This is a genomic window from Gordonia hirsuta DSM 44140 = NBRC 16056 (assembly GCF_000333015.1).
Taxonomy (GTDB): Bacteria; Actinomycetota; Actinomycetes; order Mycobacteriales; family Mycobacteriaceae; genus Gordonia; species Gordonia hirsuta.
On the sequence record NZ_BANT01000002.1, the window covers coordinates 26202 to 50593 of the forward strand.

General features: G+C 67.7%; 22 protein-coding genes. 18 read left to right on the forward strand and 4 right to left on the reverse strand.

The genetic code is table 11. The features are described 5' to 3' along the window. Positions 1-46: 46 nt before the first annotated feature. The 6 genes from GOHSU_RS00280 (at position 47) to GOHSU_RS00305 (ending at position 7671) form a co-directional block, all read left to right on the forward strand. Positions 47-790 (forward strand): cell division protein SepF, encoded by a 744-nt coding sequence (locus tag GOHSU_RS00280; protein WP_005935092.1) that lies wholly within the window; start codon positions 47-49, stop codon positions 788-790. Positions 791-849: 59 nt separating this feature from the next. After that, positions 850-1182 carry a YggT family protein gene (locus tag GOHSU_RS00285; RefSeq protein ID WP_005935094.1) on the forward strand — a complete coding sequence of 111 codons (333 nt, stop codon included), beginning with the start codon at positions 850-852 and terminating at the stop codon, positions 1180-1182. 258 nt (positions 1183-1440) lie between these two features. Further along, on the forward strand, positions 1441-2229 hold the full coding sequence (gene wag31 / locus GOHSU_RS00290) for a DivIVA-like cell division protein Wag31 (protein ID WP_005935095.1): 789 nt from the start codon (positions 1441-1443) through the stop codon (positions 2227-2229). 34 nt (positions 2230-2263) lie between these two features. After that, on the forward strand, positions 2264-3304 hold the full coding sequence (locus GOHSU_RS16145) for a hypothetical protein (protein ID WP_005935096.1): 1041 nt from the start codon (positions 2264-2266) through the stop codon (positions 3302-3304). 300 nt (positions 3305-3604) lie between these two features. After that, entirely contained in the window at positions 3605-6817 is a 3213-nt protein-coding gene (ileS, locus tag GOHSU_RS00300; protein WP_005935097.1) for an isoleucine--tRNA ligase, read from the forward strand. After that, positions 6814-7671 carry a phosphatase PAP2 family protein gene (locus GOHSU_RS00305; protein ID WP_005935098.1) on the forward strand — a complete coding sequence of 286 codons (858 nt, stop codon included), beginning with the start codon at positions 6814-6816 and terminating at the stop codon, positions 7669-7671. Before ileS ends, GOHSU_RS00305 begins: the two co-directional genes overlap by 4 nt. A 4-nt stretch (positions 7672-7675) precedes the next feature. On the opposite strand, the gene GOHSU_RS00310 is transcribed toward GOHSU_RS00305, so the two are convergent. Continuing rightward, positions 7676-8455 (reverse strand): SGNH/GDSL hydrolase family protein, encoded by a 780-nt coding sequence (locus GOHSU_RS00310; protein ID WP_005935099.1) that lies wholly within the window; start codon positions 8453-8455, stop codon positions 7676-7678. A 359-nt stretch (positions 8456-8814) separates the two neighbouring features. Here GOHSU_RS00310 and GOHSU_RS00315 point away from each other — a divergent pair, with 359 nt between their 5' ends. Beyond that, the gene (locus GOHSU_RS00315; RefSeq protein ID WP_005935100.1) at positions 8815-9015 is read left to right on the forward strand and encodes a hypothetical protein; all 201 of its coding nucleotides are present in this window, start codon (positions 8815-8817) and stop codon (positions 9013-9015) included. A gap of 21 nt (positions 9016-9036) precedes the next feature. Here the strand turns inward: GOHSU_RS00315 and GOHSU_RS00320 are convergent, their stop codons facing one another. Continuing rightward, positions 9037-9735 (reverse strand): TetR/AcrR family transcriptional regulator, encoded by a 699-nt coding sequence (locus GOHSU_RS00320; RefSeq protein WP_005935101.1) that lies wholly within the window; start codon positions 9733-9735, stop codon positions 9037-9039. A 192-nt stretch (positions 9736-9927) separates the two neighbouring features. Here GOHSU_RS00320 and GOHSU_RS00325 point away from each other — a divergent pair, with 192 nt between their 5' ends. Next, a complete protein-coding gene (locus tag GOHSU_RS00325) occupies positions 9928-10362 on the forward strand; it encodes a nitroreductase/quinone reductase family protein (RefSeq protein WP_005935102.1) in 435 nt (144 codons plus the stop codon). A gap of 77 nt (positions 10363-10439) precedes the next feature. Further along, a complete protein-coding gene (locus GOHSU_RS00330) occupies positions 10440-11810 on the forward strand; it encodes a DNA polymerase IV (protein ID WP_051139496.1) in 1371 nt (456 codons plus the stop codon). 53 nt (positions 11811-11863) lie between these two features. Here GOHSU_RS00330 and GOHSU_RS00335 read toward each other — a convergent pair whose 3' ends face one another. Then, positions 11864-12802 carry an asparaginase domain-containing protein gene (locus GOHSU_RS00335; protein WP_005935104.1) on the reverse strand — a complete coding sequence of 313 codons (939 nt, stop codon included), beginning with the start codon at positions 12800-12802 and terminating at the stop codon, positions 11864-11866. A 180-nt stretch (positions 12803-12982) separates the two neighbouring features. Here GOHSU_RS00335 and GOHSU_RS00340 point away from each other — a divergent pair, with 180 nt between their 5' ends. Continuing rightward, complete coding sequence (locus tag GOHSU_RS00340; protein WP_005935105.1) at positions 12983-13609, forward strand: WKL family lipoprotein; 627 nt, start codon at positions 12983-12985, stop codon at positions 13607-13609. 81 nt (positions 13610-13690) lie between these two features. Here GOHSU_RS00340 and GOHSU_RS00345 read toward each other — a convergent pair whose 3' ends face one another. Beyond that, the gene (locus GOHSU_RS00345; RefSeq protein WP_005935106.1) at positions 13691-14650 is read right to left on the reverse strand and encodes a hypothetical protein; all 960 of its coding nucleotides are present in this window, start codon (positions 14648-14650) and stop codon (positions 13691-13693) included. Between the two features lie 107 nt (positions 14651-14757). Here GOHSU_RS00345 and lspA point away from each other — a divergent pair, with 107 nt between their 5' ends. The 8 genes from lspA to GOHSU_RS00385 all read left to right on the forward strand — a co-directional run bounded on the left by lspA (position 14758) and on the right by GOHSU_RS00385 (position 24392). Then, complete coding sequence (gene lspA, locus GOHSU_RS00350) at positions 14758-15441, forward strand: signal peptidase II (protein ID WP_005935107.1); 684 nt, start codon at positions 14758-14760, stop codon at positions 15439-15441. Next, positions 15434-16360 (forward strand): RluA family pseudouridine synthase, encoded by a 927-nt coding sequence (locus GOHSU_RS00355; RefSeq protein ID WP_005935108.1) that lies wholly within the window; start codon positions 15434-15436, stop codon positions 16358-16360. The genes lspA and GOHSU_RS00355 overlap by 8 nt, the downstream gene beginning before the upstream one ends. Positions 16361-16510: 150 nt before the next feature. Further along, on the forward strand, positions 16511-20050 hold the full coding sequence (gene dnaE / locus GOHSU_RS00360) for a DNA polymerase III subunit alpha (RefSeq protein ID WP_005935109.1): 3540 nt from the start codon (positions 16511-16513) through the stop codon (positions 20048-20050). A 69-nt stretch (positions 20051-20119) separates the two neighbouring features. After that, positions 20120-20689: an IMPACT family protein gene (locus GOHSU_RS00365; RefSeq protein WP_245551659.1), complete on the forward strand. Its 570-nt coding sequence runs from the start codon at positions 20120-20122 to the stop codon at positions 20687-20689. Between the two features lie 69 nt (positions 20690-20758). Next, positions 20759-21022, forward strand: coding sequence for a hypothetical protein (locus GOHSU_RS00370; RefSeq protein WP_005935112.1), 264 nt, complete (start codon positions 20759-20761; stop codon positions 21020-21022). Next, the gene (ilvA, locus tag GOHSU_RS00375; RefSeq protein ID WP_005935114.1) at positions 20991-22373 is read left to right on the forward strand and encodes a threonine ammonia-lyase IlvA; all 1383 of its coding nucleotides are present in this window, start codon (positions 20991-20993) and stop codon (positions 22371-22373) included. The genes GOHSU_RS00370 and ilvA overlap by 32 nt, the downstream gene beginning before the upstream one ends. A 124-nt stretch (positions 22374-22497) precedes the next feature. After that, positions 22498-23250: an SIR2 family NAD-dependent protein deacylase gene (locus GOHSU_RS00380; protein WP_024332659.1), complete on the forward strand. Its 753-nt coding sequence runs from the start codon at positions 22498-22500 to the stop codon at positions 23248-23250. A gap of 344 nt (positions 23251-23594) precedes the next feature. Further along, positions 23595-24392 (forward strand): MlaE family ABC transporter permease, encoded by a 798-nt coding sequence (locus tag GOHSU_RS00385; RefSeq protein WP_024332660.1) that lies wholly within the window; start codon positions 23595-23597, stop codon positions 24390-24392.

Consider the following 24392-nt stretch of genomic DNA (forward strand, 5'->3'; position numbering starts at 1 on the left):
GTCACAGCAGAACCATTTGGATCATTACCACCAGGAAGGCGAGTCGATGACGACGATGCAGAAGTTCAAGGCATATTTCGGCATGGTGCCTCCTAGTGAGTACGAGGACGACTACCTGGCCGATCCGGCTGAGGTGGACGGATACGGCGATGCCCGTCAGGGCGGGCACCGCGGCCCGGTCGGTCGCCGTGATGACGGTGCAATGAGCGCGCGCGAGCGGCTGTACATGGAGCGGTACCGTACCCCCGGACCGGCCGAGCCCTACTACGACGACGAGCCCTACGAGGCTGACTACGCCGAGGTGGCCTACGGCGTCCGCGGCGACGGCGAGCAGGTCTACGCCGAGCGCGTCATGCACGTGGAGGCCGAGCACGCCCCGATGGCTCCGGCCCGTAACCGTCTCGAGCCGCTCTCGCGCAGTGCCAACGTCTCCACGCGCGGCGCCATGGCGCCGGTGCGCGGGGCCAATGCCCTGGCCCCGGAGGTCCGGCCCGAACCCGCCGCCGACGGCGCCAGCCGCATCACCACCCTGCGCCCGGCCGACTACTCCGAGGCCCGCACCATCGGTGAACGCTTCCGCGACGGCAGCCCGGTCATCATGGACCTGGTCGACATGAACAACGACGACGCCAAGCGCATGGTCGATTTCGCGGCGGGTTTGGTCTTCGCGCTGCGCGGATCGTTCGACAAGGTCGCGACGAAGGTCTTCCTGCTGTCGCCGGCCGGTGTCGAGGTCGGTGCCGAGGATCGTCGTCGTCTGGCCGAATCCGGGTTCCACAACCAGAGCTGAGAGGTATTCCACGAGGAGGCGCCGGATGCGTCCGGCGCCTTTCGTGGCACTGTAGACACGTGGGCACTTTCCTCTGGATCCTCTACCTGATCCTCTTCCTCTACTGGGTGTTGCTGCTGGCGCGCCTGGTGGCCGAGTTCGTGCAGTCTCTATCGCGGCACTGGCGTCCGCGCGGCTTCGTGGTGGTGGTGATGGAAGTGATCTTCACCCTCACCGATCCGCCGCTGAAGGCGCTGCGCCGGATCCTCAAACCGGTCGATCTGGGGGCGGTGCGACTGGACTTGTCATTGTTTCTGGTGTTGATCGTTGTGACGATCGGTATGCGTATCGCACAGGCCTACGCGCAGAGTCTGGCGCCCGTCTCGGTCGGCGGGAGTCTGCTCCTGGGTTGAGTCGGTCCAGGTCGCAGGCTTGTCGGACCCTTGTCTGCGGGCGGTGGAAGTGAGCTCGCTGAGCATCGGAAGACAGAGTTTCGGTTGCGAAGCGGCCTCATCCGCGCAACAGAACTTGGTCCTGATGTGACAAGATGACACGCTAGTTACGCAGTGCTACTGGTATTAATAGAACTGCGACCGGCCTGTCGCCGGTGGGAAGACTAACGACCAGAGTGTTTCGACGGACTCGCTCAAGGAACCAAAGGGGATACCGCAATGCGGCTGACACCAGCTGATGTGCACAATGTCGCGTTCAGCAAACCGCCGATCGGAAAGCGCGGTTACAACGAGGACGAGGTCGATCAGTTCCTTGATTTCGTCGAGAACGAGCTCGCGACGCTGATCGACGAGAACGCTGAGCTGAAGCAGCGCAATGCCGATCTGGAGGCCGAGGTCGCAGCCCTGCGCTCCGGTGCGCCGGTCGGCGGCGGCGAGGCGACCCAGGTCTTCGCCACCCCCGAGCCCGCTCCCGAAGCGGCTCCGGTGCCCGTTCCGGTCCCGGCCGCCGCTCCGGCACCGATGGACGAGGACGCGTCGATCCGTGCCGCACGCGTGCTCGCGATGGCGCAGGACACCGCCGATCGCGTCACCGGTGCCGCTCGCGGGGAGGCCGAGGCACTGCTCAACGACGCGCGCCAGCGTAGCGACGCGATGGTAGCCGAGGCGCAGGCCTCTGCCGATGCCACGCTGAACGACTCGCATCAGCGCGCCGAGGCCCTGTTGGCCGACGCGCAGACCCGCGCCGAGACCCAGGTCCGTCAGGCCCAGGAGCGAGCAGACTTCCTGCAGCGTGACGCCGAGCAGAAGCACTCGGAGATCATGTCGACCATCAACCAGCAGCGCAGTGTGCTGGAGGCGCGGATCGCCCAGCTGAAGACCTTCGAGCGTGAGTACCGGACCCGCTTGAAGACCTACCTGGAATCGCAGCTGGAAGAACTGCAGCAGCACGGTAGTGCGGCCCCGGTGGAGCAGGGTTACTCCGCCGAGGGTTACCCGCAGCAGTAATCGATCATTCGAAATAGGGGATAGAGGGCCGGCGATGCTGACCTTGGCACTGGCTACGACCTTGATCGGTTTCGCGCTGTTGGTGATCGCGCTGATCACCAGTAGCTTCTGGCTGGCGGTGGCCTGTGTCATCGTGTGCGTCGTCGGACTGGGGATGCTCCTGGTCGATACCCTGCGGGCCGGACGCCGCGGGGAGGCCGGCATCGACGATCCTCCGCTGTTCACGATCCGTGATCAGGCCCCGGCGAGCCGGCCCGAGCCGCTGCTGAGCGATCCGGACACGTCGGCGCAGGCACCTGCCGGTCCGGACGCCAGCAGGCCCGACGACGCCGCGATCCCCGACGGCGCCGCCGGTGCCGAACCCGGATCCGGACAGTTCGCCGGCCGAGCGCCGGAGTTCCCCGAGGCCGGCGGCGTCGAGAGTCCGGGCCACGACCAGACCGACACGTCGGTGAGCGGGCTCGGCGGTCTGGTGGACACCTCGGCCGTCACGGCCGCGGACGTGCCGATGGTCACCGGCGATGCCAGCGACTACATCAAGTCGATCACCGGTTCGTTCCCGGTCCAGGCACCGACATCGGGCGCATGGCCGGTCTCGGCGCCGCCGGTGCCCGGGCCCGAAGCCGAGGCGGCCGAACAGACTGCCGCGCCGAGTTGGGACCGCGGTCCCGACACCGGCCCGATCCGGGCCAGCTCGCCCTATGTCGGCCGCCGCCGTCGCAGCGCCGACGAGCAGGCTGCGCTCTCGGAAGAGGCGGCCGCGGACCGGCCGATTGCCGGTGAGGAGCCCGTGGCCGCACCCGTCGACGTGCCGCCCGCCGAATCTCAGAACGCCAGGGCTCAGGACGTCGGGGCTCAGGACACCGGGGCTCAGGACGTCGGGGCTCACGACACCGGGACTCAGAACGTCGCCGGGCCCGGTGAGGATGTCGCAACGCCTGAGATGCGTGGAGCGCAGCGACGGGGACGGATCACCGCCCCGAAGCCGGCGTCGGAACTGGACAGCGACAGCATCGTCGTGCACGATCACACCGGTCCGCTGCCCAAGATCGCCATCGTCAATCCCGACGAGTAGACTCTAGCCGCGAGAACACAGCGTCGATCCGGCTATCACCGGGGAGCTCCTGGAAGAACGGGTCTGTCTGCGCAGCACTGCGCGCAGACCTCAGTAGAACCGGGCGGGTGCGGCCCGACACCGCCGCCGAAGACCGCGGGACACCGCAGATCTTCACCGAGAGGCACCGCGCGATCCGGGACAGCCGGACCGCAGCGGGGCAAGCGGGGTGGTACCGCGCGGATATGCCAGAACGGCGGCCGCGTCCCCGTGCCGAGGAGCCGGCCCAGAGTCGGCGTGCGAGGCACGAGGAGTGCGTTGATGACCCAGAATCTTGAGGCCGTGTCCGGTGAGGAGAGCACCTCGTCGTCGCATCCCCGCGTCTACCCACTGGTCGATCTGACCGGCGGACGCGGACCGGGGGCACCCTCGTTCCCTCAGGTTGAAGAGCGGGTCCTGGACTTCTGGGAGAGCGACGGAACGTTCGCCGCGTCGATCGCCAACCGCGCCGGCGCCGAAGAGTTCGTCTTCTACGACGGACCGCCGTTCGCCAACGGACTGCCGCATTACGGTCACCTGCTGACCGGCTACGTCAAAGACATCATCCCCCGCTATCAGACGATGCGCGGCAAGCGCGTAGAGCGCCGCTTCGGCTGGGACACCCACGGGCTGCCGGCCGAACTCGAGGCCGAGCGGCAGCTGGGTATCACCGACAAGTCCCAGATCGAGATCATGGGCGTGGAAAAGTTCAACAACTACTGCCGCGACTCGGTGCTGCGCTACACCGGGGAATGGCGCAGCTATGTGACGCGGCAGGCGCGCTGGGTCGATTTCGACAACGACTACAAGACCCTGGACCTGGACTTCATGGAGTCGGTCATGTGGGCGTTCAAACGGCTCTACGACAAGGGACTGATCTACCAGGGCTACCGGGTGCTGCCGTACTCCTGGTATGAGCAGACGCCGCTGAGCAATCAGGAGGCCAAGCTCGACGACGCCTACAAGATGCGGCAGGATCCGGCGCTCACGGTCACTATGCCGCTGGTGGCACCGGGGTCCCCGCTCGACGGCGTCGATGCGCTGATCTGGACGACGACGCCGTGGACGCTGCCGTCGAACCTGGCGATCGCGGTGCACCCGGACACCGAGTATTCGCACATCACGACCGCCGACGGCAAGCAATACCTGCTGGCTACCGCGCTGGTCGGTGCCTACGCCCGCGAATTCGGCGAGCCCGAGACCGTGGCGACCTACACCGGCGCCGATCTGGCCGGGCTGGGCTATGTGCCGCCGTTCGACTATTTCGCCGGGCACCCGAACGCCCATCGCATCCTGACCGCCGACTATGTCACCACCGACAGCGGCACCGGGGTGGTGCATCTGGCACCGGCCTTCGGTGAGGAGGATATGGAGGTCGCCGCGGCCAACGGTATCGAGGTGGTGCAGCCACTGGATCCGGGCGGCCGGTTCACCGAGCAGGTGCCCGACTACCAGGGCCAGATGGTGTTCGACGCCAATCCGAACATCATCAAGGACCTCAAATCGGCCGGTCGGGTGCTGCGGCACGAGACCATCGAGCACTCCTATCCGCATTCGTGGCGCTCGGGTCAGCCGCTGATCTACATGGCGGTTCCCTCCTGGTTCGTCGATGTGGGTGCCATCAAACCCCGCATGCTGGAGCTGAACCAGCAGATCACCTGGTCGCCGGCGCACATCCGGGACGGCCAGTTCGGCAAGTGGCTCGAGGGCGCGCGGGACTGGAACATCAGCCGTAACCGCTATTGGGGTGCCCCGATCCCGGTCTGGATTTCCGATGACCCCGAATACCCGCGGATCGATGTCTACGGCAGCTTCGACCAGCTCGAAGAGGACTTCGGGGTGCGTCCGGACAACCTGCACCGTCCGGCGATCGACGAGCTGGTACGGCCCAACCCGGACGATCCGACCGGCAAGTCGATGATGCGCCGCGTCCCGGAGGTCCTGGACTGCTGGTTCGAATCGGGGTCGATGCCGTTCGCCCAGGTGCACTATCCGTTCGAGAACACCGACTGGTTCGACGGCGGCAACGGCGAAGAACCGCACAACCCGGGTGACTTCATCGTCGAATACAACGGTCAGACCCGCGGCTGGTTCTACAACCTGCACGTGCTGGCGACCGCGCTGTTCGACCGCCCGGCCTTCAAGACCGTCGCCGCACACGGCATCGTGCTCGGCGATGACGGCCAGAAGATGAGCAAATCCAAGCGCAACTACCCCGATGTCAACGAGGTCTTCGACCGCGACGGCTCCGATGCGATGCGCTGGTTCCTGATGGCCAGCCCCATCCTGCGCGGTGGCAACCTGGTGGTGACCGAGGAGGGCATCCGCGAGGGCGTCCGGCAGGCGCTGCTGCCGCTGTGGAACGCCTACAGCTTCCTGCAGCTCTACGCCGAGCGGCCGGCCACCTGGCGCACCGACTCGACGCATGTGCTCGACCGGTACATCCTGGCTAAACTCGCCGTCACCCGCGACGAGATCACCGCTGCGCTAGACGTCTACGACATCGCCGGAGCCACCGAGAGTTTCCGCGGCTTCTGCGATGCGCTGACCAACTGGTATGTCCGACGGTCCCGCGCCCGGTTCTGGGCCGGCCAAGACGCCGAACCCGATGCCTTCGACACCCTGTACACCGTGCTGGAGGTGGCGGCCCGCCTGGCTGCACCGCTGCTGCCGCTGACCACCGAGGCGATGTGGCGCGGTCTGACCGGTGAGCGCTCGGTGCACCTGACGGACTGGCCTGCCGCCGACGAACTGCCGGCCGATCCGGAGTTGGTCGCGGCGATGGACACCGTCCAGTCGGTGTGCTCGGTGGCCTCCAGCGTCCGCAAGGCCAACAAACTGCGGGTGCGGCTGCCGCTGGCCACCCTGACGGTGGCTTCGCCGGATGCTGCAGCGCTGGCGCCCTACACCGGACTGATCGCCGACGAGATGAACGTCAAGAACGTCGAGTTGAGCACCGATGTGGAGACCCACGGCCGCATCGAGGTCGCGGTCAACGCGCGTGCCGCCGGACCGCGTATCGGCAAGGACGTGCAGCGAGTGATCAAGGCGGTCAAGGCGGGCGACTGGGAGATGGGTGCCGACGAACAGACCGGGGAACCGGTGGTGATCGCCGACGGTATCGAACTGCGCGGCGAGGAGTTCACCCGCAAGCTGGTCGCGACCGCACCCGACTCGACCGGAGAGCTGCCCGACGGCGGCGGACTGGTCGTCCTGGACACCACGGTGACCCCGGAACTGGAGGCCGAAGGCTGGGCCAAGGACCGCATCCGTGAACTCCAGGATGCGCGCCGCAAGCTGGGACTGGACATCTCCGACCGGATCGTCGTGCGGTTCGTGGTGCCGGCGGACTGTGCCGGCAGCGCGCGCACGCACGCCGACCTGATCGCCGGTGAGGTGCTGGCGACCGACTTCCGCGTCGTCGACGCCGAGGCGGCCGAGGCCGGGGTGATCGAACTGGGCGACGGTATCAGCGTCGACATCGAGAAGGCATGAGCGTGCCGCCTCCGGTCGGCGTCGCCCGCTGGTGGGGGCTGACCATCGGTTCGCTGCTCGTGCTGGTCGCGGTCTATCTGGCCGCGGTCCGCACACCCACCGGGCAGCGTGTGGAGAATCAGGCCCTCAGCGGTGCTCGGCAGGTCAATGCCGATGAACTGGCCGGTGCCGATCAGGCGCTGGCGACCTTCACCGTCAGCAGTCTGGGTGTCGCGGTGGCGATCCTGGCCATCATCGGCTGGCTGCGCGGCGGCCTGCGGCTGGCAGCCATCGCCGTGGCAGTGGTCGCTGGCGCCGTGATGGTGGCCGAGGTGCTCAAACGGGTGGTGCTCACGCGTCCGCCGTTGGTCGAGGCTCCGGAGTACTGGCAGCACAACAGTTTTCCGAGCGGGCACACCACGGTCGCGATGAGTGTTGCCTGCGCGTCGCTGATCGTGGTGTCGTGGCGGTGGCGCACGCTGGCGATGCTGGTGGTGATGAGCTGGACCGTGGGTGTCGGGGCGTACACGGTGGTTGCCCGGTGGCACCGGCTCTCCGATACGATCGGCGCCGATGCGATCGCCTTGGCGGCGGCCTCGATCGCCGCGTTGGTCCTGGTGCGTACCGGGCAGGTGCAGGCAGTTCCGGCGGACCGGAAGGCTCCGGTACGGACGGTCCTGATCGTGCTGGCGACGCTCTACGTGGTGGCCATGGGGGCGATCGGCATCGCCCTGGGTGTGGTTGGCATGGGGCAGGAGCCCGGTTCGGTCGCCGAGTACAACGTCTATCTGGCGGCCCAGTCGCTGGCCTCGGTGGGGTCGGTGCTGGCGATCCTGCTGGCCTGGTGGTCGTGGCACCGGCTGGAAAGCGTCTGAGTCGCTAGCCTTCGGCCGTGATCGCTTGGACGGGGGTCGGGCGGCCGTACCGCGGGTGCAGACCGTCTCCCGAGGAGACCCCGCGCAGGCGCCGGCCCAGCCACGGAGCAAGAAAACCGCGCGCCCAGGCCAGATCTGCTCTGCGTGACTGCGCCGTCGACAACTGCGGCCGTGCGGGCAGCGGCAGCGGTGCGAGCGTGTGGTCGATTCCGAGCGCGTCAAGCACGGCCATCGCCATTCGCTGGTGGCCGGCCGCGGACATGTGCAGACGATCGAAATCCCATAGTCGGGGATCGTCGTAATCGCGGATCCGCCAGTAGTCGACCAGTGTGGCCTGGTGGCGGTCGGCGATCGCGCGCACTCCTTCGGCGAGGATGGCGAACCGTCCCCGCAAGGCGCCGAAGACCGGTGCGCTGCCCGGATCGTGGGGGGTGAACAGGACGACGGTCGCGCCCGTGCCGCGCAGTCGGGTGATGGCATCGTCGTAGTAGGAGAGTAGGTCGTCGATGTCGACCCGCAGTCGCAGCAGGTCGTTGCCGCCGGCGTGAATGGTCACCAGGTCGGGGCGCATCGCCAGCGCTGGGGCCAGTTGCTCGTCGACGATCGCCTTGAGTTTGCGGCCGCGGATGGCCAGGTTCGCGTATTCGAAACCGGGCGAGTCCGCGGCGAGGACCTCGGCCACCCGGTCGGCCCAGCCTCGGACGCCGTTGGGAAGATCGGAGGCGATATCACCTACACCCTCGGTGAACGAGTCGCCCAGTGCTACGTATCGCTTGACACTCACGGGGCAAGCGTACGGGCAGCAGGTTATCGTCCACCCCGAGAGGGTGGCCGCGCCGGAGATGAGGGGAGCATCTCCGGAGTCTCCGTGCCCGGCCTGTCGTTCGGGGCAGCGGAGGGGCGGCCACCCTCGGGGGTGCCGGAAATATGAAGTTCTCAAACAACACATCGCGTCAGACCGCGGCCCGGCACATCTTGCGGGCGAGGATCGATCCGATGCGGCCACCGGGTCGAATCCATCCCTGATGCCAGGATACAACTCACTAATGACAAGAACAAGTGTTCGAGAAAGATGATTCTCGGGAGATACGGGCGAGAGCATCGAGCTGGGCGCGAGTCGATGGTCCCGCTAGCGTAAGGGGTATGTCCGACGATCTGGAGCGCCTGCAACGCTGGGTGGACTCCGGCGCGCTCTTCCGGCTGGTGAGCAGGCGCGGCGGGGAGTCGACGATCGCCCTGCTGACCTGCAGTGGCGGTGAGGAGATGGGCAGGATCGTCAGCGCTGATCCGCGGCTGGCCGAATGGTGCGCCGCACACGGCGACTCGCAGGTCGAGGACTTCTGAAGGTTCAGAATCGCTGAAGATTCAGAACTGCTGAAGATTCAGAACTGCCAATTGGTGCTGCAGCTGCATATCGAACAGTGCGGCGGGGTCGTCGAACGTCTCCGGACCGAAACCGCCGGTCACCTCCTGGCCGACGGCGCCGATCAGCCAGCACCACAGCGAGATCGCGGCGACCATGCCGGCGTCGTCGAGCGCGGCGCCGAATTCCTCGGCGGTCGATTGCAGCTCGTGTTGCAGTCGAGCGGGTGGCGACGGGTTGACCCGGGACGGCGCCGTCGGGTGTGCGGTGAAGGCTTCGCCGAGTAGTCCCAGGAGCTGACCGATCACCCGGGTGCCGGGAGCGCTGGTGCGTTCGGGCGGCGCGTGGTAGTCGGGGACGGGGCTGCCGTAGAGCAAGCTGAACTCGGCGGAATGTGCCAGCGCCCAGGCGCGGAAGGCCTGCAGGGCGGTGCGTAGTTCGGCGGCCGGCGGCCCCGGATTTGCGGTGACGGCGGCGGCCACCTGATCGGCGAGATCGTCGTATGCGGCGACCACCAGGCGTGTGAGCAGCTCATCGCGGCTGGCGACGTAGCGGTAGACCGCCGAGGAGGCCAGGCCGAGCTCGCGGGCGATGGCCCGGACGGAGAGGGAAGCGGCCCCGACGTCGGCGAGTTGTGCCCGGCCCAGGCGCAGGATCTCTCGGTCTAGCTCCTGGCGTCGGCGGGCGCGGGGTGTGGTCATGGGCCGATTCTCGCACGTCCGTGCCGGGTTCCGGGGTGAGGTCGACGGCAAGGGAGAGCACTGCTCTTGCATTGTCGGGCGAAGTCCGGCATCCTGTGAAAGGAGAGCACTGCTCACTGATTGGAGAACGATGACCATCCCCCGAATCCCCCCACCGGCGACGCTGCGCCCACGGCCGCTCATCGCACGCCGGTGACCGGCGGGCAGCGCGCCCTCAATGCCACGGTCCGGTGGCTCGCCGACCGCGGCGTCGGACTGGCCGGGGCGCGCACGCTCACCGTCACCGGACGTTCGAGCGGCAATGCGCATCGCATCCCGGTGAACCCGCTGACAGTAGGGGAGCGCCGCTACCTGGTGGCCCCGCGCGGGGTCACCGACTGGGTCCGCAACGTCCGGATCGACCCGCGCGGGCAACTGCGACGCGGTCGGCACACCGAGGACGTCGTCCTGTCCGAATTGGGAGACGACGACCACAAACTGACCGTGGTCGCCGATTACCTTGCACGCTGGGGCTGGGAGGTCGGCTCCTTGCTGCCGGCAGGATTGACGCCTCGATCGGATGAGGAGACGTTGCGGCGGTATCTGGGGGTCCTGCCGGTGTTCGAGGTGACGTCGGCAGCGGACTGAGCCGGGCCGATCTGCAGGGCGCCGATACGATCGACGGCGTGGACATCGACCCGGCTGAAACGAGTGCGCGCTGGGTGATGCACATCGATATGGACGCCTTCTTCGCCTCCGTCGAGGAGCTGACGCGTCCGACACTGGCCGGACGTCCGGTGCTGGTCGGCGGGGCCGGGGGGCGTGGAGTGGTGGCCGGAGCCTCGTATGCGGCGCGCGCCTTCGGTGCCCATTCGGCCATGCCGATGCACCAGGCCCGCCGGCTGGTGGGTCCGGCCGCGGTGGTGATGCCCCCGCGCGGGACGGTCTACCGCGTCGTCAGTGAACGGGTCTTCACCGTCGTCCGGCGGTTTGCGCCGGTGATCGAGACGCTCTCGTTCGATGAGGCCTTCGCCGAGCCGGCCGAGCTGGTGGGAGGCTCTGTCGCCGATGCGCACGACTTCGCCCGCCGCCTGCGGGCGGCGATCCGTGCCGAGATCGGACTCCCGGCCTCGGTGGGCTTCGGGTCGGGCAAGCAGATCGCAAAGATCGCCTCCGATCAGGCCAAGCCGGACGGCATCGCGGTGATCCCGCCGAGCGGCGAACTGGCCTTTCTGCATCGGCTGCCGGTTCGCAGGCTGTGGGGGATCGGTCCGGTCTCCGGAGATCGGCTCGCTCGCCTCGGGGTGGAGACGATCGGCGACTTCGCGGCGCTGGCGCCTTCGGAGGTGATTTCGGTACTCGGTGCCACCACGGGTCCGGCGCTGCATCTGCTGGCGAAGGGAATCGACGAGCGCCCCGTCGCCGAACGTGCCGAAGCCAAGTCCATCAGCGCCGAGTCCACCTTCGCGGTCGACATCATCGATATGCCGGGTCTGCGGGCCGCCGTCAGCGGGGCGGCCGCCGATGCGCACCGGCGGCTCGTCAAGGACGGGCGCAGTGCCCGCACCGTCGTGGTCAAACTGCGGCGCGCGGACATGTCGATCCTGACCCGTTCGACGACGATGCCAGCGGCCAGCGCCGACCTGGAGGTGCTCACCGCCGCCGCGCAGCGGGTGGTGCTCGATCCGCTGGAGGTGGGGCCGATCCGGCTGGTCGGCGTCGGATACGCGGGGCTCTCCGATATCGAACAGGTCAGCCTCTTCCCGGATCTGCACGAGTTCGGTGGTTCGTCGACCGGGCCGGTGATCACGACTCCCAAGGTCGGGCAGTCGGTGACCGGTGAGCCCGCTGCCACAGCGGTGCGGCACGACGACGGGTCGCAGCAGTGGCCGACCGGAGCCGATGTCGCCCACCCCGATCACGGGCACGGCTGGGTCCAGGGCGGCGGCCACGGCTTCGTCACCGTGCGTTTCGAGACGCGGGCGACCGGACCGGGCCGCGCAGTCACCTTCCGGGTACCCGAGGAACGGCTGCGCAGAGCCGATCCGCTGGACAGCCTGGCCTGGGATCTGGATGCTGCGCGCGCGCAGGACTAGCGTGATGAGCGGCGGCCGGCCGCGCTGCTGGCGGCCGGCCCGTCAGAGTGCGGTCAGGAGGGCTGGGACGCCGCGAAGAAGTCCTCGATCTCCGAACGTGAGGCGCCGGTGGACAGCAGTGCGATGAGAGCCATCCGGACCTGTGGCGCCCGCAGCCACGGGGAGAAGATCGCTCCGGCACGGACCAGATCGATGCCACCGCCACCGCCGCCGTAGGTCGCCTCGACCTCGCCGTAGGGCACCCGCGTGGACACCACGACAGGCACGTTGCGCCGATGGGCCTGGGCCACTTCGGCGGTGATGTCGGGATGGGTGTTTCCCGAACCGGTCGCCGACAGCACGATGCCGGCCGCACGCTGTGCGATCGCGGCGGCGATCAGGCCCGGAGAGACGCCCGGGTACAGCGCCAGCAGATCCACGCGGGCGGGCAGTCCGCCCGGGACGGTCTCGGCGACCAGTGGCCGCGGCAGATTCTCGTTCACGCTGTCGAAGGCTTCCAGCGCGGTGGTGGAGAGCTTGAAGACTCCGCGCGCCGGGAGGACGCGCCCGCCAAGGGCCACCTGGACGCCGTTGCCGCGATTGTCCTCGGCAGCGGCGAGGGTCAGAGCCGCCGCGATGTTTGCCGGTCCGTCGGCCATCGGGTCGTCGCTGGGGTACTGCGCGCCGGTGAAGACCACCGGGCGCGGATCGACGGCGAAGACGTCGGCCAGAAAAGCGGTCTCTTCGAGCGTGTCGGTGCCGTGGGTGACCACCACACCGTCGACGTCGTCGTTGTCGAGGGCTTCGGCGATCGCGACGCAGACGGCGAATTGGTCGCGCACCGTCATCGCCGAGGAGTCGAGGTTGAGCAGGTCGACCACCTGGACCGAGACGTGGTCGAGATCCGGCGGAAGCAGATCTGCGCCGGTCAGCACCGGAACTGCCCCGTCTTGTGTAGTGCGGGAGGCGGCGGTGCCGCCGGTGGTGATCATCACTACCTGGCGAGTGTTCATGGTTCGATTCTTCCACTTTGTGAAAAGGAATGCGCGCAGGTCATCGGCGCGAGGGCGGGGCCGAAGTGGCAGTTGGGACGGTAGGGAACCTGTGGGCGCCCTCAGAATTCTTTGGCATAGTGGTTGAGAGCTCGGGGTCAGACCGGATGGCCGAGCAGATTCTCATGGAGGTTTGATTCGGTGAAGTTTCGCAAGTTTGTGGTGATCGGCGGTGCCGCAGCCGTCCTGAGCCTGACCGCAGCCTGCGGCAGCGACGACAGTGTGCCCGTTCCGACTGTGGCCAAGGCCACCAGCGCCGCCTCCTCCTCCGAAGCCTCCGGCGATTCCAGCTACGAAGCACAGGTCACCGACCCCAAGAAGCGCCCCACGGTCGAGGTCCTCAACGAGATGCTGCAGACCGCGCTGGACCCCAAGGTGCCGGCTAAGGACAAGACCGACCTGGTCGAGGGCTCTGAGGTCGATCCGTCTCTCTTCAATCAGCTGGTGAAGCTGAAGAAGGAGAACCCGGACGTCACCTACGAGATCAAGAAGCCGATCAAGAGCAACGGCCCCAAGCGCGCGAACTTCAACGTGATGGTAACGCTGCCGGGCAACGCGCCTACGCCGATCGCCGCCTCGATCGTCTACGACGACGGCCGCTGGAAGCTGTCGAAGCAGACCGTGTGCCCGCTGCTGGCTCAGGGCGATGTGGAGACTCCGCTCTGCGAGGACCAGTCGGCCGCGCCGTCGGGCAAGTCGACGAAGAAGAGTGCGGCCTCCTCGAGCAAGGCCACCCCCAAGAGCAGCGCCGCTACGCCGTCCAAGTGACGCGCGCCGGGCACTGACGACCAGACGGCGGGCTGGTGGAGATCTTCACCGGCCCGCCGTTTCGCATCGAGCGCGCCCGGGTCAGCGGGTCGGCTGCCAGGCCAGCGCGAACGAGGTGTGCTGAAGGATCGGCCGGTTCGGATCGGCGCCGACCAGTTCGCGGGCGCCGGTCAGGGTCAGCGACCCGTCGACTGGGAAGAAGCTCCGCAGATCGACGGTGACGGTACCGGTACCGGAGTTGCTGTACCGGGTGATGTCCAGGGTCGACGACATTCCGGGGATACGGAAGGTCGGATCGACCGGATTCTCCTCGAGAATGATCTCCAGGGTCAGGCGGTCACCCTCCCACGACTTGAGCGTGGCCTCGATCGTCTGACGCACACGGGTCGCGGCGGTGATGGTGCGCTCGACACGCCAGCGTGCTCCGGCGCCGATCGGTTCGGTGGGCAGCGGGATGCTGTGCGCCATCGCGTTGAGCAGCGACTGCTCCACCGCACGGCTGGCCGGGTCCCCGGCGTCGGCGGGAGGAAAGATCCGCAGGGAGTTGGCCGCCAGCCCGGGCGAGTAGCTGACACCGCCGGTGGCGCCGTCGAACGTCGCCAGATCCAGCGCGGTATCTGGGGACGTGACCTCGCCGAAGGTGAATTCGGCGTTGGTCGGATCGTCGCAGACGGCCCGCACGATCAGCGCCGACGAGACCTCTTCGACGTTGGTGGTCGGCGGGTCCGTGTCGGTGCCGATCACCGAGGTCTCCCGGGACGCGGTCGACACCGTGACGCGCTGCGGAGTGTCGGTGCGGGGCGCGACCGCCGGTACCTGCAACTGACCGTCCCCGGGGGCGGTGACCGTCACCTGTGGCAGCGCCAGATCGATCGGACGGACGTCATCGGCCCGCACGCTCGACCGCGACTCGCAGCCGCGCGCCGGATCGGCGGCGGGGGACTGGTCGGTGGAGCAGCCGGTCAGCGTCAGCACGATCGCGGCCGACAGCGGCAGCAGGCCGGCGGCGGCACGGGGAAGTCGGACTCGAGGAACGGGCACGAGCTCAACCCTAGTGCGCGGTCCACAGCGGCCGAGCGCCCCCCGCATGCGCGCGGTGACCGGGGTCGATGTGTGCGCCACGACGGCGATTGTGGACAATCGAGACCATGATCGACGCCGCACCCGGGGAACCCCGGCCCGACGACGCCGGACCGCCCGATACCGGGAACGGAGCCGCCGGTACCGCAGACCCCCAGGTGCAGCCGCCGAGTACGTCGGCGACCGGTTCGCGCGCGCTGCTGCTCGGGCTGATCGTGATCGCCGTCGTCGCCTACCTGGCAGATCTGGCGACCAAGACCCTGGCGGTGCGCCACCTGGATCCGGGCGAGCCGGTGTCGATCATCGGCGATACGGTCACCCTGCATCTGGTCCGCAACAGCGGTGCCGCCTTCTCCATGGCCACCGGCTACACCTGGGTGCTCACGCTCATCGCGCTGGTCGTGGTGGGGGTGATCATCCGGTTCAGCCGGCGGCTGCGATCGCCGGGCTGGGCGATCGGACTGGGTCTGGTGCTCGGCGGCGCGCTGGGGAACCTGACCGACCGGATGTTCCGGGAGCCGGGCCCCCTGCGCGGTCACGTCGTCGACTTCGTCTCCGTCGGCTGGTGGCCGGTGTTCAACGTCGCCGACTCGGCCGTCGTCTGCGGAGCGGTTCTGCTGGTGGTGCTGACCCTGCTGGGTTACGACTACGACGGAACCCGGTCGGGCTGGGCGGCCCGGCACACCGCTTCGGCCTCGCAGGGGACGAACGACGATGTGAGCACCGACGGCGACGGGAACCGGGATGCGTGACTCGCGGGCCATGCCGGTGCCCGACGGGCTGGACGGAATGCGCGTAGACGCCGCAATGGCGCGCCTGCTGGGGCTGTCGCGGACAGTGGCCGCCGCGCTCGCCGACGACGGTGATGTGACCGTCGACGGAACCCCGGTGGCCAAATCGCACAAGTTGCGGGCCGGCACCTGGCTGGAGGTGACGCTGCCCGAGCCGCAGCAGCCGCTGCGCGTGGAGCCGACCCCGGTCGAAGACCTCGAGGTGATCTACCACGACTCCGACATCATCGTGGTGAACAAGCCGCCGGGGGTGGCGGCCCACCCCTCGCAGGGCTGGACCGGCCCGACGGTGGTCGGGGCGCTGGCGGCGGCCGGTTTCCGGATCTCCACCTCCGGGGCCGCCGAACGGCAGGGCATCGTCTCCCGGCTGGATGTGGGCACCTCCGGGGTGATGGTGGTCGCGGCCTCCGAGCACGCCTACACGCTGCTCAAACGCGCCTTCAAACAGCGCGAGGTCGAGAAGGTCTACCACGCGGTGGTGCAGGGGCACCTGGATCCGCCGGAAGGCACCATCGACGCGCCGATCGGGCGGCATCCGGGGGCGGACTGGCGCTTCGCGGTCACCGCCAACGGCAAGGAGTCGGTGACCCACTACGAGACGGTGGAGATGTTCGCCGCGGCCTCGCTGATCGATGTGGACCTGGAGACCGGCCGCACCCATCAGATCCGGGTGCACTTCTCGGCGCTGCATCACCCGTGCGTCGGTGATCCGACTTACGGGGCCGACCCCATGCTGGCCGCCCGGCTCGGTCTGGACCGCCAGTGGCTGCATGCACGGACACTGGCCTTCGCCCATCCCGCAGACGGCCGCCGGGTCGAGTTCACCGCGCCTTACCCGGACGACCTGCGTCACGCCCTGGACGTCCTGCGACACGCCTGACACCGGCCCACCCGGTCACTGCGGTCCCCTTCTGTCACAGGCGGGCGAGCCGGATCGGACTTGTCGCAGGGGCGGCATACAGTGGAGTCGTTCCCTGGGTTCGGACCGAGCCCTCGGGGATCGTCATTCGTCGGGTAGGAGAGTGCTCAAGTGTCTGGATCCTTCGTTCACCTGCACAATCACACCGAGTACTCGATGCTCGATGGTGCGGCGAAGGTCTCGCCACTGTTCGCCGAGGCCGAGCGGCTCGGGATGACCGCGATCGGCATGACCGACCACGGCAACATGTTCGGCGCCAGTGAGTTCTACAACACCGCGCGTAAGCACGACATCAAACCGATCATCGGCATCGAGGCGTATATCGCCCCGGACTCCCGGTTCAACACCAAGCGGGTGCTGTGGGGCAGCCGCGATCAGAAGAGCGACGACGTCTCCGGTTCGGGTGCCTATACGCACATGACGATGGTCGCCGAGAATGCGGAGGGACTGCGCAACCTGTTCCGGCTCTCGTCGCTGGCCTCCATCGAAGGCCAGCTCGGCAAGTGGTCGCGCATGGATGCCGAGCTGATCGCCCAGCACGCCTCGGGCATCATCGCCACCACCGGCTGTCCCTCCGGCGAGGTGCAGACCCGGCTGCGGCTGGGGCAGGAGGCCGAAGCGCTCGAAGCCGCCGCCAAGTGGCAGGACATCTTCGGCAAGGACAATTTCTACCTGGAACTGATGGAGCACGGGCTGGAGATCGAGCAGCGCGTGCGCGGCGGACTGCTCGACATCGGCCGCAAACTCGGTATCAAACCGCTGGTCACCAACGACTGCCACTACGTCACCCGGGACCACGCCGCCGCGCATGAGGCGCTGCTGTGCGTGCAGACCGGTAAGACGCTGTCGGATCCCACCCGGTTCAAGTTCGACGGCGACGGCTACTACCTCAAGTCCGCCGAAGAGATGCGGGCGCTGTGGGACCACGTGGCGCCCGACGGATGCGACAACACCGTCGAGATCGGCGAGCGCGTCGAGTCCTATGCCGAGGTCTTCACGCACCGCGACCGGATGCCGATCTTCCCGGTGCCCGAGGGGTACACCCAGGAGACCTGGCTCGAGCGCGAGGTTAACCAGGGACTGGTGCGCCGCTTCGAAAACGGCCCGGTGCCCGATGCTTATATCGAGCGGGCCGCCTTCGAGTTGCAGGTCATCAACGAGATGGGCTTTCCGGCCTACTTCCTGGTGGTCGGCGACCTGATCGCCCACGCCCTCAAGGTCGGTATCCGGGTCGGCCCCGGTCGTGGCTCGGCGGCCGGCTCACTGGTCGCCTGGGCACTGGGGATCACCAATATCGACCCGATCCCGCACGGGCTGCTGTTCGAGCGGTTCCTCAACCCCGAGCGCGTCTCGATGCCCGATATCGATATCGACTTCGACGACCGCCGCCGCGGCGAGATGGTGCGCTATGCCACCGAGAAGTGGGGCGAGGACAAGGTCGCCCAGGTGATCACCTTCGGCACCATTAAGACCAAGGCGGCCATCAAGGACTCCGCGCGCGTCCAGTTCGGTCAGCCGGGTTATGCCATCGCCGACCGGATCGCCAAAGCGCTGCCGCCGCCGGTGGCCGCCAAAGACATCACCGTCGCCGGCATCACCGATCCGTCGGACGAACGCTATGCCGAGGCCACCGAGGTCCGGACCCTGATCGAGACCGATCCGGACGTCAAGAAGATCTATGACACCGCCCTGGGTCTGGAGGGACTGATCCGCAACGCCGGCGTGCACGCCTGCGCGGTGATCATGTCGTGCGATCCGCTCACCGATGCGATTCCGGTGTGGAAACGTGCCCAGGACGGCGCGATCATCACCGGCTGGGACTATCCGTCGTGCGAGGCCATCGGCCTGCTGAAGATGGACTTCCTGGGATTGCGCAACCTCACCGTCATCGGTGACGCGATCGACAACATCAAGGCCAACCGCGGCGAAGACCTGAATCTGGACAAGCTGGCGCTGGAGGACCCCGCGACCTACGAACTGCTGGCCCGCGGCGACACCCTGGGCGTGTTCCAGCTCGACGGTGCCGGTATGCGTGAGCTGCTGAAGATGATGCAGCCCACCGGTTTCGAGGACATCGTCGCGGTTCTCGCGCTGTACCGGCCGGGCCCGATGGACGTCGGGGCGCACCACTCCTACGCGCGCCGGAAGAACGGCCTGGAAGAGATCAAGCCGATCCACCCGGAGCTGGAGGAACCGCTGGCGGAGATCCTCGCCGAGACCTACGGCCTGATCGTCTACCAGGAGCAGATCATGGCGATCGCGCGGAAGGTGGCCGGCTACAGTCTCGGCGAGGCCGATCTGCTGCGCCGGGCGATGGGCAAGAAGAAGAAGGAGATCCTCGACGAGGCCTACGGCGGCTTCGCTGAAGGGATGAAGAAGAACGGCTTCTCCCAGGGCGCGATCACCGCGCTGTGGGACACGGTGCTGCCGTTCGCCGGGTACGCCTTCAACAAGTCGCACGCCGCCGGCTACGGCTTGGTGTCGTTCTGGACCGCCTACCTCAAAGCGAATTATCCGGCCGAGTACATGGCGGGTCTGCTCACCTCCGTGGGTGACGACAAGGACAAGTCGGCGATCTATCTGGCTGACTGCCGCAAGATGGGCATCACCGTGCTGCCGCCGGACGTCAACGCCTCGCGCGCCGACTTCGCCGCCGTCGGCGAGGACATCCGTTTCGGGCTGGCGGCCATCCGCAACGTCGGGACCGGCGTGGTGGCCTCGATCATCGCCGCCCGCGAGGAGAAGGGTGCCTTCGCCGGCTTCTCGGACTATCTGTCCAAGATCGATGTGACCGCCTGCAACAAGAAGGTCACCGAATCGCTGATCAAGGCCGGCGCCTTCGACTCGCTGAACCATCCGCGCAAGGGACTGTTCCTGGTGCACGCCGATGCCGTCGACTCGGTGGTAGGCACCAAGAAGGCCGAGGCGATGGGGCAGTTCGACCTGTTCGGGGACATGGGCGGGGCCGATGAGTCGGTCGCCGAGGTCTTCGCAGTCAAGGTGCCTGAGGAACAGTGGGACTCCAAGCACCAGCTCGCACTCGAGCGCGACATGCTGGGCCTGTATGTCTCCGGTCATCCGCTGGCCGGTGTGGAGCACGCGCTGGCAGCGCAGACCGACACCTCGATCACCCAACTGCTCGAGGATCAGGTGCCCGACAACGCCCAGATCACCATCGGTGGCATCATCTCCTCGGTCACCCGCCGAGTGAACAAGAAGGGCGAACCCTGGGCGTCGGTGACCGTCGAGGACATGGTCGGTGGGGTGGAGGTCAACTTCTTCCCCCGCGCGTATCTCGCCTACGGGATGGACCTGGTGGTCGACAGTATCGTGTTGGTGCGGGCCCGGGTGAGCAAGCGCGACGACCGCAACATGATCAGCGCCAACGATCTGGCAGTGCCGGACCTGTCGGCTGTCGGGACCACCCGTCCGCTCAACCTGACTCTGGCGGCCCGGTTGTGCACACCGTCGAATGTGAGTGAGCTCAAACAGGTCCTCAGCCGCCATCCGGGTAACTCGGATGTGCACGTCACGCTGATCAGTGAACGCAATCAGACCCGGCTACGGCTGACCGATGCACTTCGGGTGACGCCGTCGTCGGCGCTCATGGGTGACCTGAAGGCACTGCTCGGGCCGAGCTGTCTGGGCTGAGGCGTCCGGGGGCGAAGACAGTTGCTGGTTCTGGATCGATCCGGCGGACCGATCGTGGCGAGCCGGACCGTGAAGAAGTCGCGCTTCGTCGCTACCGTGATGAGCGTCGGAGACGAAGAAGAGTTCCGCAAACACCGCCGCGAGATCGCCGATGCTGCGGCGGCCTCGCACGCCTGCTGGGCGGTTGTGCTCGGCTCTGGCACCGGGCAGGTCACCCGATCCGGCGACGACGGCGAGCCGGCGGGAACAGCCGGTCCGCCGATCCTGGCAGCGCTGGCGGCACGCGGCGTGGTCGACGCCGGGATCGTCGTCGTCCGCTACTACGGCGGCATTCAACTGGGTACCGGAGGACTCATCCGCGCCTACGGCGGGACCGCCGCAGCAGCGCTGGAGGCCGCACCCTTGCGGCCGGCCCGCCTGGTCCGCCGGATCACCCTGCACATTCCGGTGCACGAGGCCGGTCGCGTCGCCCCGGTCCTGCATGCGGCCGGTGACGTCCAGACCGTCGACTACACCGCCGACGGCGTTGACTACCGCGTCGAGGTGCCCGCAGCCGACGCCGACGCCCTCTGCGATCAGCTCCGATCGGTCACCTCCGGTGCTGCACTGATCACGCAGAGCGACTCGCGGCTGGCGTGACACCGGGACCCGGACGAGAATGATTCGGGTCACCGAAACATTTCCCTCGGACGGGGGTATAGTGAAGGCATGACCGCCCTGAATGAGACTTTCGCCCGTCATCGGCTTCGCCCGGCGACCGTCGATGTCTTCGGGGTGCCGTGGCCGGCCTACAAGGCCTACGCCGTTCTGGCAGGACTGCTCACCGTGGTGACGGTGCTGGCGTTCGGCGGCCCCGGTGTGACGGCGATGTGGGCCAGCGCCGTCGTGGTGTTGACCGTGTGGTGGGGTCAGCGCGCGGCGCTGAGCGGCCGGTGGGACCATGGAGGGCGTGACCACCACGCCCGCAGCTGAGCACATCGTCGTTCCCGGCCTTTCTCTGGCGACCATTGAGGAGTCCGCCGGGCGGCTCGACGGCGTCGTTTCGCGCACCCCGCTGGAAGCATGTCCGCGCCTGTCGGAGGCGACCGGTGCCGATGTCTACCTCAAGCGGGAAGATCTGCAGTCGGTGCGGTCGTACAAGATCCGCGGCGCCTACAACGTGATGGCGCAGTTGAGTGAGGAGGAGCTGGCCGCTGGAGTGGTCGCTGCCAGTGCCGGAAACCATGCGCAGGGTGTGGCCTACGCCTGTCGTGCGATGGGTGTGCCCGGGCGCATCTACGTGCCGACCACCACGCCGAAACAGAAGTGCGACCGCATCTCCTGGCACGGCAAGGAGTTCGTGGAGTTGCTGGCAGTCGGCGACACCTACGATGCGGCCGCCTCGGCGGCGCAGACCGATGTCCTGCGCACCGGGGCCACCTGGATTCACGCCTTCGACGATCCGCGCACCGCATCGGGACAGGGCACCATCGGACTCGAGATCGTCGAACAACTCGGGCAAGCCCCCGATGTGGTGGTCCTGCCGGTCGGCGGTGGCGGCTGCCTGGCCGGAATAGTCACCTACCTGCGTCAGGCCTGCCCCCAGGTGGCGATCGTCGGTGTGGAACCGGCCGGAGCCGTCTCGCTGAGCGCTGCGCTGGTGGCCGGCGAACCGTACACCCTCGACGAGATCGATCACTTCGTCGACGGAGCAGCAGTCAAGCGGATCGGCACCCTGGGGCACAGCGTCATGGCCGCAGCGGGCGCGCGCGTGGTCGACCACCCGGTATTCGTCCAGATCACCGACGACCCGCAGGTCCCGGTGATCGGTCGAGACCAGATCGAGCTGTCTCCGGGTTCGGTCACCGTCACCCACGTCGACGAGGGTGCGATCTGTTCGACGATGCTCGAGCTCTACCAGAACGAGGGGATCATCGCCGAGCCCGCGGGAGCGTTGGCCGCCACCGCCTTGGCCGAACTCGACCTGCCCGCCGATGCCAAGGTGGTAGCCCTGGTGTCCGGCGGAAACAACGACGTCTCCCGATACGGCGAGATCATCGAACGGTCCCTGGTGCATCGGGGGCTCAAGCATTACTTCCTGGTGAACTTCCCCCAGGAACCGGGTGCGCTGCGCCGGTTCCTCGACGAGGTCCTGGGGCCCGACGACGACATCACCCTGTTCGAGTACGTCAAACGCAATAATAGGGAAACCGGGGCGGCGTTGGTGGGTGTGGAATTGGGCGACCGATGGACCTTCGATGCTCTGATGGACCGGATGCGCCGCTCCCGATTGGACGTGGAGTTGCTGGAGCCGGGCACTGCCGCCTACGAGTACCTCACCTGACCGGCTGCTGATCGCACGAGCCCGGCGTTGTGTCATCCTCGATGCACGCCATGTGCGCCCCGACGCGAGAACGGGGACGCGACAGGGAGGGGAGTGCACGATGACCGAGCTCGCCGGCGCCGACATCTCCAGCGTGCCTGCGGATCTGCTGGCCGCCGTCCGGGCTGCCGAGCGGATCGTCGTGTTCACCGGGGCCGGGATGTCCGCCGAAAGCGGTCTGCCGACGTTCCGGGACGAGGAGACGGGACTGTGGTCCCGCTACGACGTGAGCAGGCTCGCGACGCCGGAGGCCTGGGACGCCGATCCGGCGCTGGTGTGGGCCTGGTATCAGCGACGCCGCTTCCAGCTCGCGGCTGTCGAGCCCAATCCGGGCCACCGGGCCATCGCCGCACTCGGTCGTCATCGCCGGGTCGACGTGGTGACCCAGAACGTCGACGACCTTCACGAACGCGGCGGCAGCGAGCGGGTGGTGCACCTGCACGGGCGGCTGGCAGAGACCTTCTGCGACACTTGCCGCCTCCCGTATCCGGTGCCGGCGGTGGACCCGCAGACCGAGCACCTGGAGCCCGAGCGCTGCGTGTGCGGCGGACGGATCCGGCCGGGCGTGGTCTGGTTCGGCGAGCACCTGCCGGCGGACGAATTCGCCCGGGCCGTCGACCATGCCGAGAACTGCGATCTGATGTTGGTCGTCGGGACGTCCGGGATCGTCTATCCGGCCGCAGGACTGCCGCAGGTGGCTCGCGAGCACGGGGCGACGGTGGCCGAGATCAATCCGAACCGGACCGATCTGAGCGAGGCCGCCGATCTGGTCTGGCGCGCCCCGGCGTCGACGGCGCTGCCGGCCCTGCTGGAAGTGCTGAGCGGGACCGCATCGTGACGGATCTTCCCCCGTTGTCCCTGGTCATCGGGTCAGGTAGTCCTGCTGCGGCGCTTGTGGCAGCGACGGCCGACTAGCGGACCGCGGCCCGCTACGGGCCGGTTCGTGCCGATTCGTGAGGGTCGACACATATCTGGAACCCTGTGACGTATATTGCTACCGACGGGTCAGGAAGGCCGGGGGACGCGCAACCGCGCACCGCGTGCACTCACCGATCCAGGTGCAGATGACGCCCGGACGAAGACGATGACGAGACGACGAGTGAAGGCGGGGGAGTGAGTACAGACGCGGTCGACGCCGGCCTGGCGACAACCCGGACGCGGCGACGCTGGTCCGACTCCGGTGTGGGTAAGTGGTGGCACGATCACATCACCAAGTCGTTCGAGACCTTCGGACGCCAGCTCGCCATGTTCGTCGAAGTCTTCAAGGTCCTCATCAAGGACCTGGTCAAGGGACGGTTCCCGTTCGCCGAGTTCATCCGGCAGTGCGCTTTCATGACCTCGACCTCGGTCTTTCCCACCCTGCTGGTGGCCATCCCGATCGGCGTCATCGTCTCGATCCAGGTCTCCAACATCGCCGGGCAGATAGGTGCGACCTCGTTCGCCGGTGCGGCTACCGGTCTGGGCGTGATCCGCCAGGGCGCGCCCCTGGTGACGGCGCTGATCATGGCCGGAGCCATCGGCTCGGCGATCGCCGCGGACCTGGGCTCGCGGACCATTCGCGACGAGATCGACGCGATGAAGGTGATGGGCGTCAATCCGGTCGAGCGGCTGATCTCGCCGCGCCTGCTGGCCACGATGGTCGTGAGCTTCCTCCTGTGCGGCTTCGTCTGCTTCGTCGGCTTCATCACCGGCTACCTGTTCAACGTCTACATGCAGGGCGGCACGCCCGGTAGTTACACCGGCACGTTCGCGTCCTTCGCCGGCCCGCCGGACCTGATTTTCGCGCTGGTCAAAGCGGTGATCTTCGGCGCGATCGTGGCGATCGTGGCCTGCGACCGCGGGCTGTCGACCAGCGGCGGGCCGGCGGGTGTGGCCAACTCGGTGAATGCCGCGGTGGTCAACTCGGTGATCCTGCTGTTCACCGTCAACGTGGTGCTGACTCAGGTCTTCGCCCTCGTCGTCCCAGCGAAGGTGGTGTGA

Bases quoted from the DNA above. Each gene is read 5' to 3' on its own strand.
- GOHSU_RS00280 (WP_005935092.1), top strand. From the start codon at position 47: ATGACGACGATGCAGAAGTTCAAGGCATATTTCGGCATGGTGCCTCCT.
- wag31 (WP_005935095.1), top strand. From the start codon at position 1,441: ATGCGGCTGACACCAGCTGATGTGCACAATGTCGCGTTCAGCAAACCG.
- GOHSU_RS16145 (WP_005935096.1), top strand. From the start codon at position 2,264: ATGCTGACCTTGGCACTGGCTACGACCTTGATCGGTTTCGCGCTGTTG.
- ileS (WP_005935097.1), top strand. From the start codon at position 3,605: ATGACCCAGAATCTTGAGGCCGTGTCCGGTGAGGAGAGCACCTCGTCG.
- GOHSU_RS00305 (WP_005935098.1), top strand. From the start codon at position 6,814: ATGAGCGTGCCGCCTCCGGTCGGCGTCGCCCGCTGGTGGGGGCTGACC.
- GOHSU_RS00315 (WP_005935100.1), top strand. From the start codon at position 8,815: ATGTCCGACGATCTGGAGCGCCTGCAACGCTGGGTGGACTCCGGCGCG.
- GOHSU_RS00320 (WP_005935101.1), bottom strand. From the start codon at position 9,735: ATGACCACACCCCGCGCCCGCCGACGCCAGGAGCTAGACCGAGAGATC.
- GOHSU_RS00330 (WP_051139496.1), top strand. From the start codon at position 10,440: ATGCACATCGATATGGACGCCTTCTTCGCCTCCGTCGAGGAGCTGACG.
- GOHSU_RS00335 (WP_005935104.1), bottom strand. From the start codon at position 12,802: ATGAACACTCGCCAGGTAGTGATGATCACCACCGGCGGCACCGCCGCC.
- lspA (WP_005935107.1), top strand. From the start codon at position 14,758: ATGATCGACGCCGCACCCGGGGAACCCCGGCCCGACGACGCCGGACCG.
- GOHSU_RS00355 (WP_005935108.1), top strand. From the start codon at position 15,434: ATGCGTGACTCGCGGGCCATGCCGGTGCCCGACGGGCTGGACGGAATG.
- GOHSU_RS00370 (WP_005935112.1), top strand. From the start codon at position 20,759: ATGACCGCCCTGAATGAGACTTTCGCCCGTCATCGGCTTCGCCCGGCG.
- ilvA (WP_005935114.1), top strand. From the start codon at position 20,991: ATGGAGGGCGTGACCACCACGCCCGCAGCTGAGCACATCGTCGTTCCC.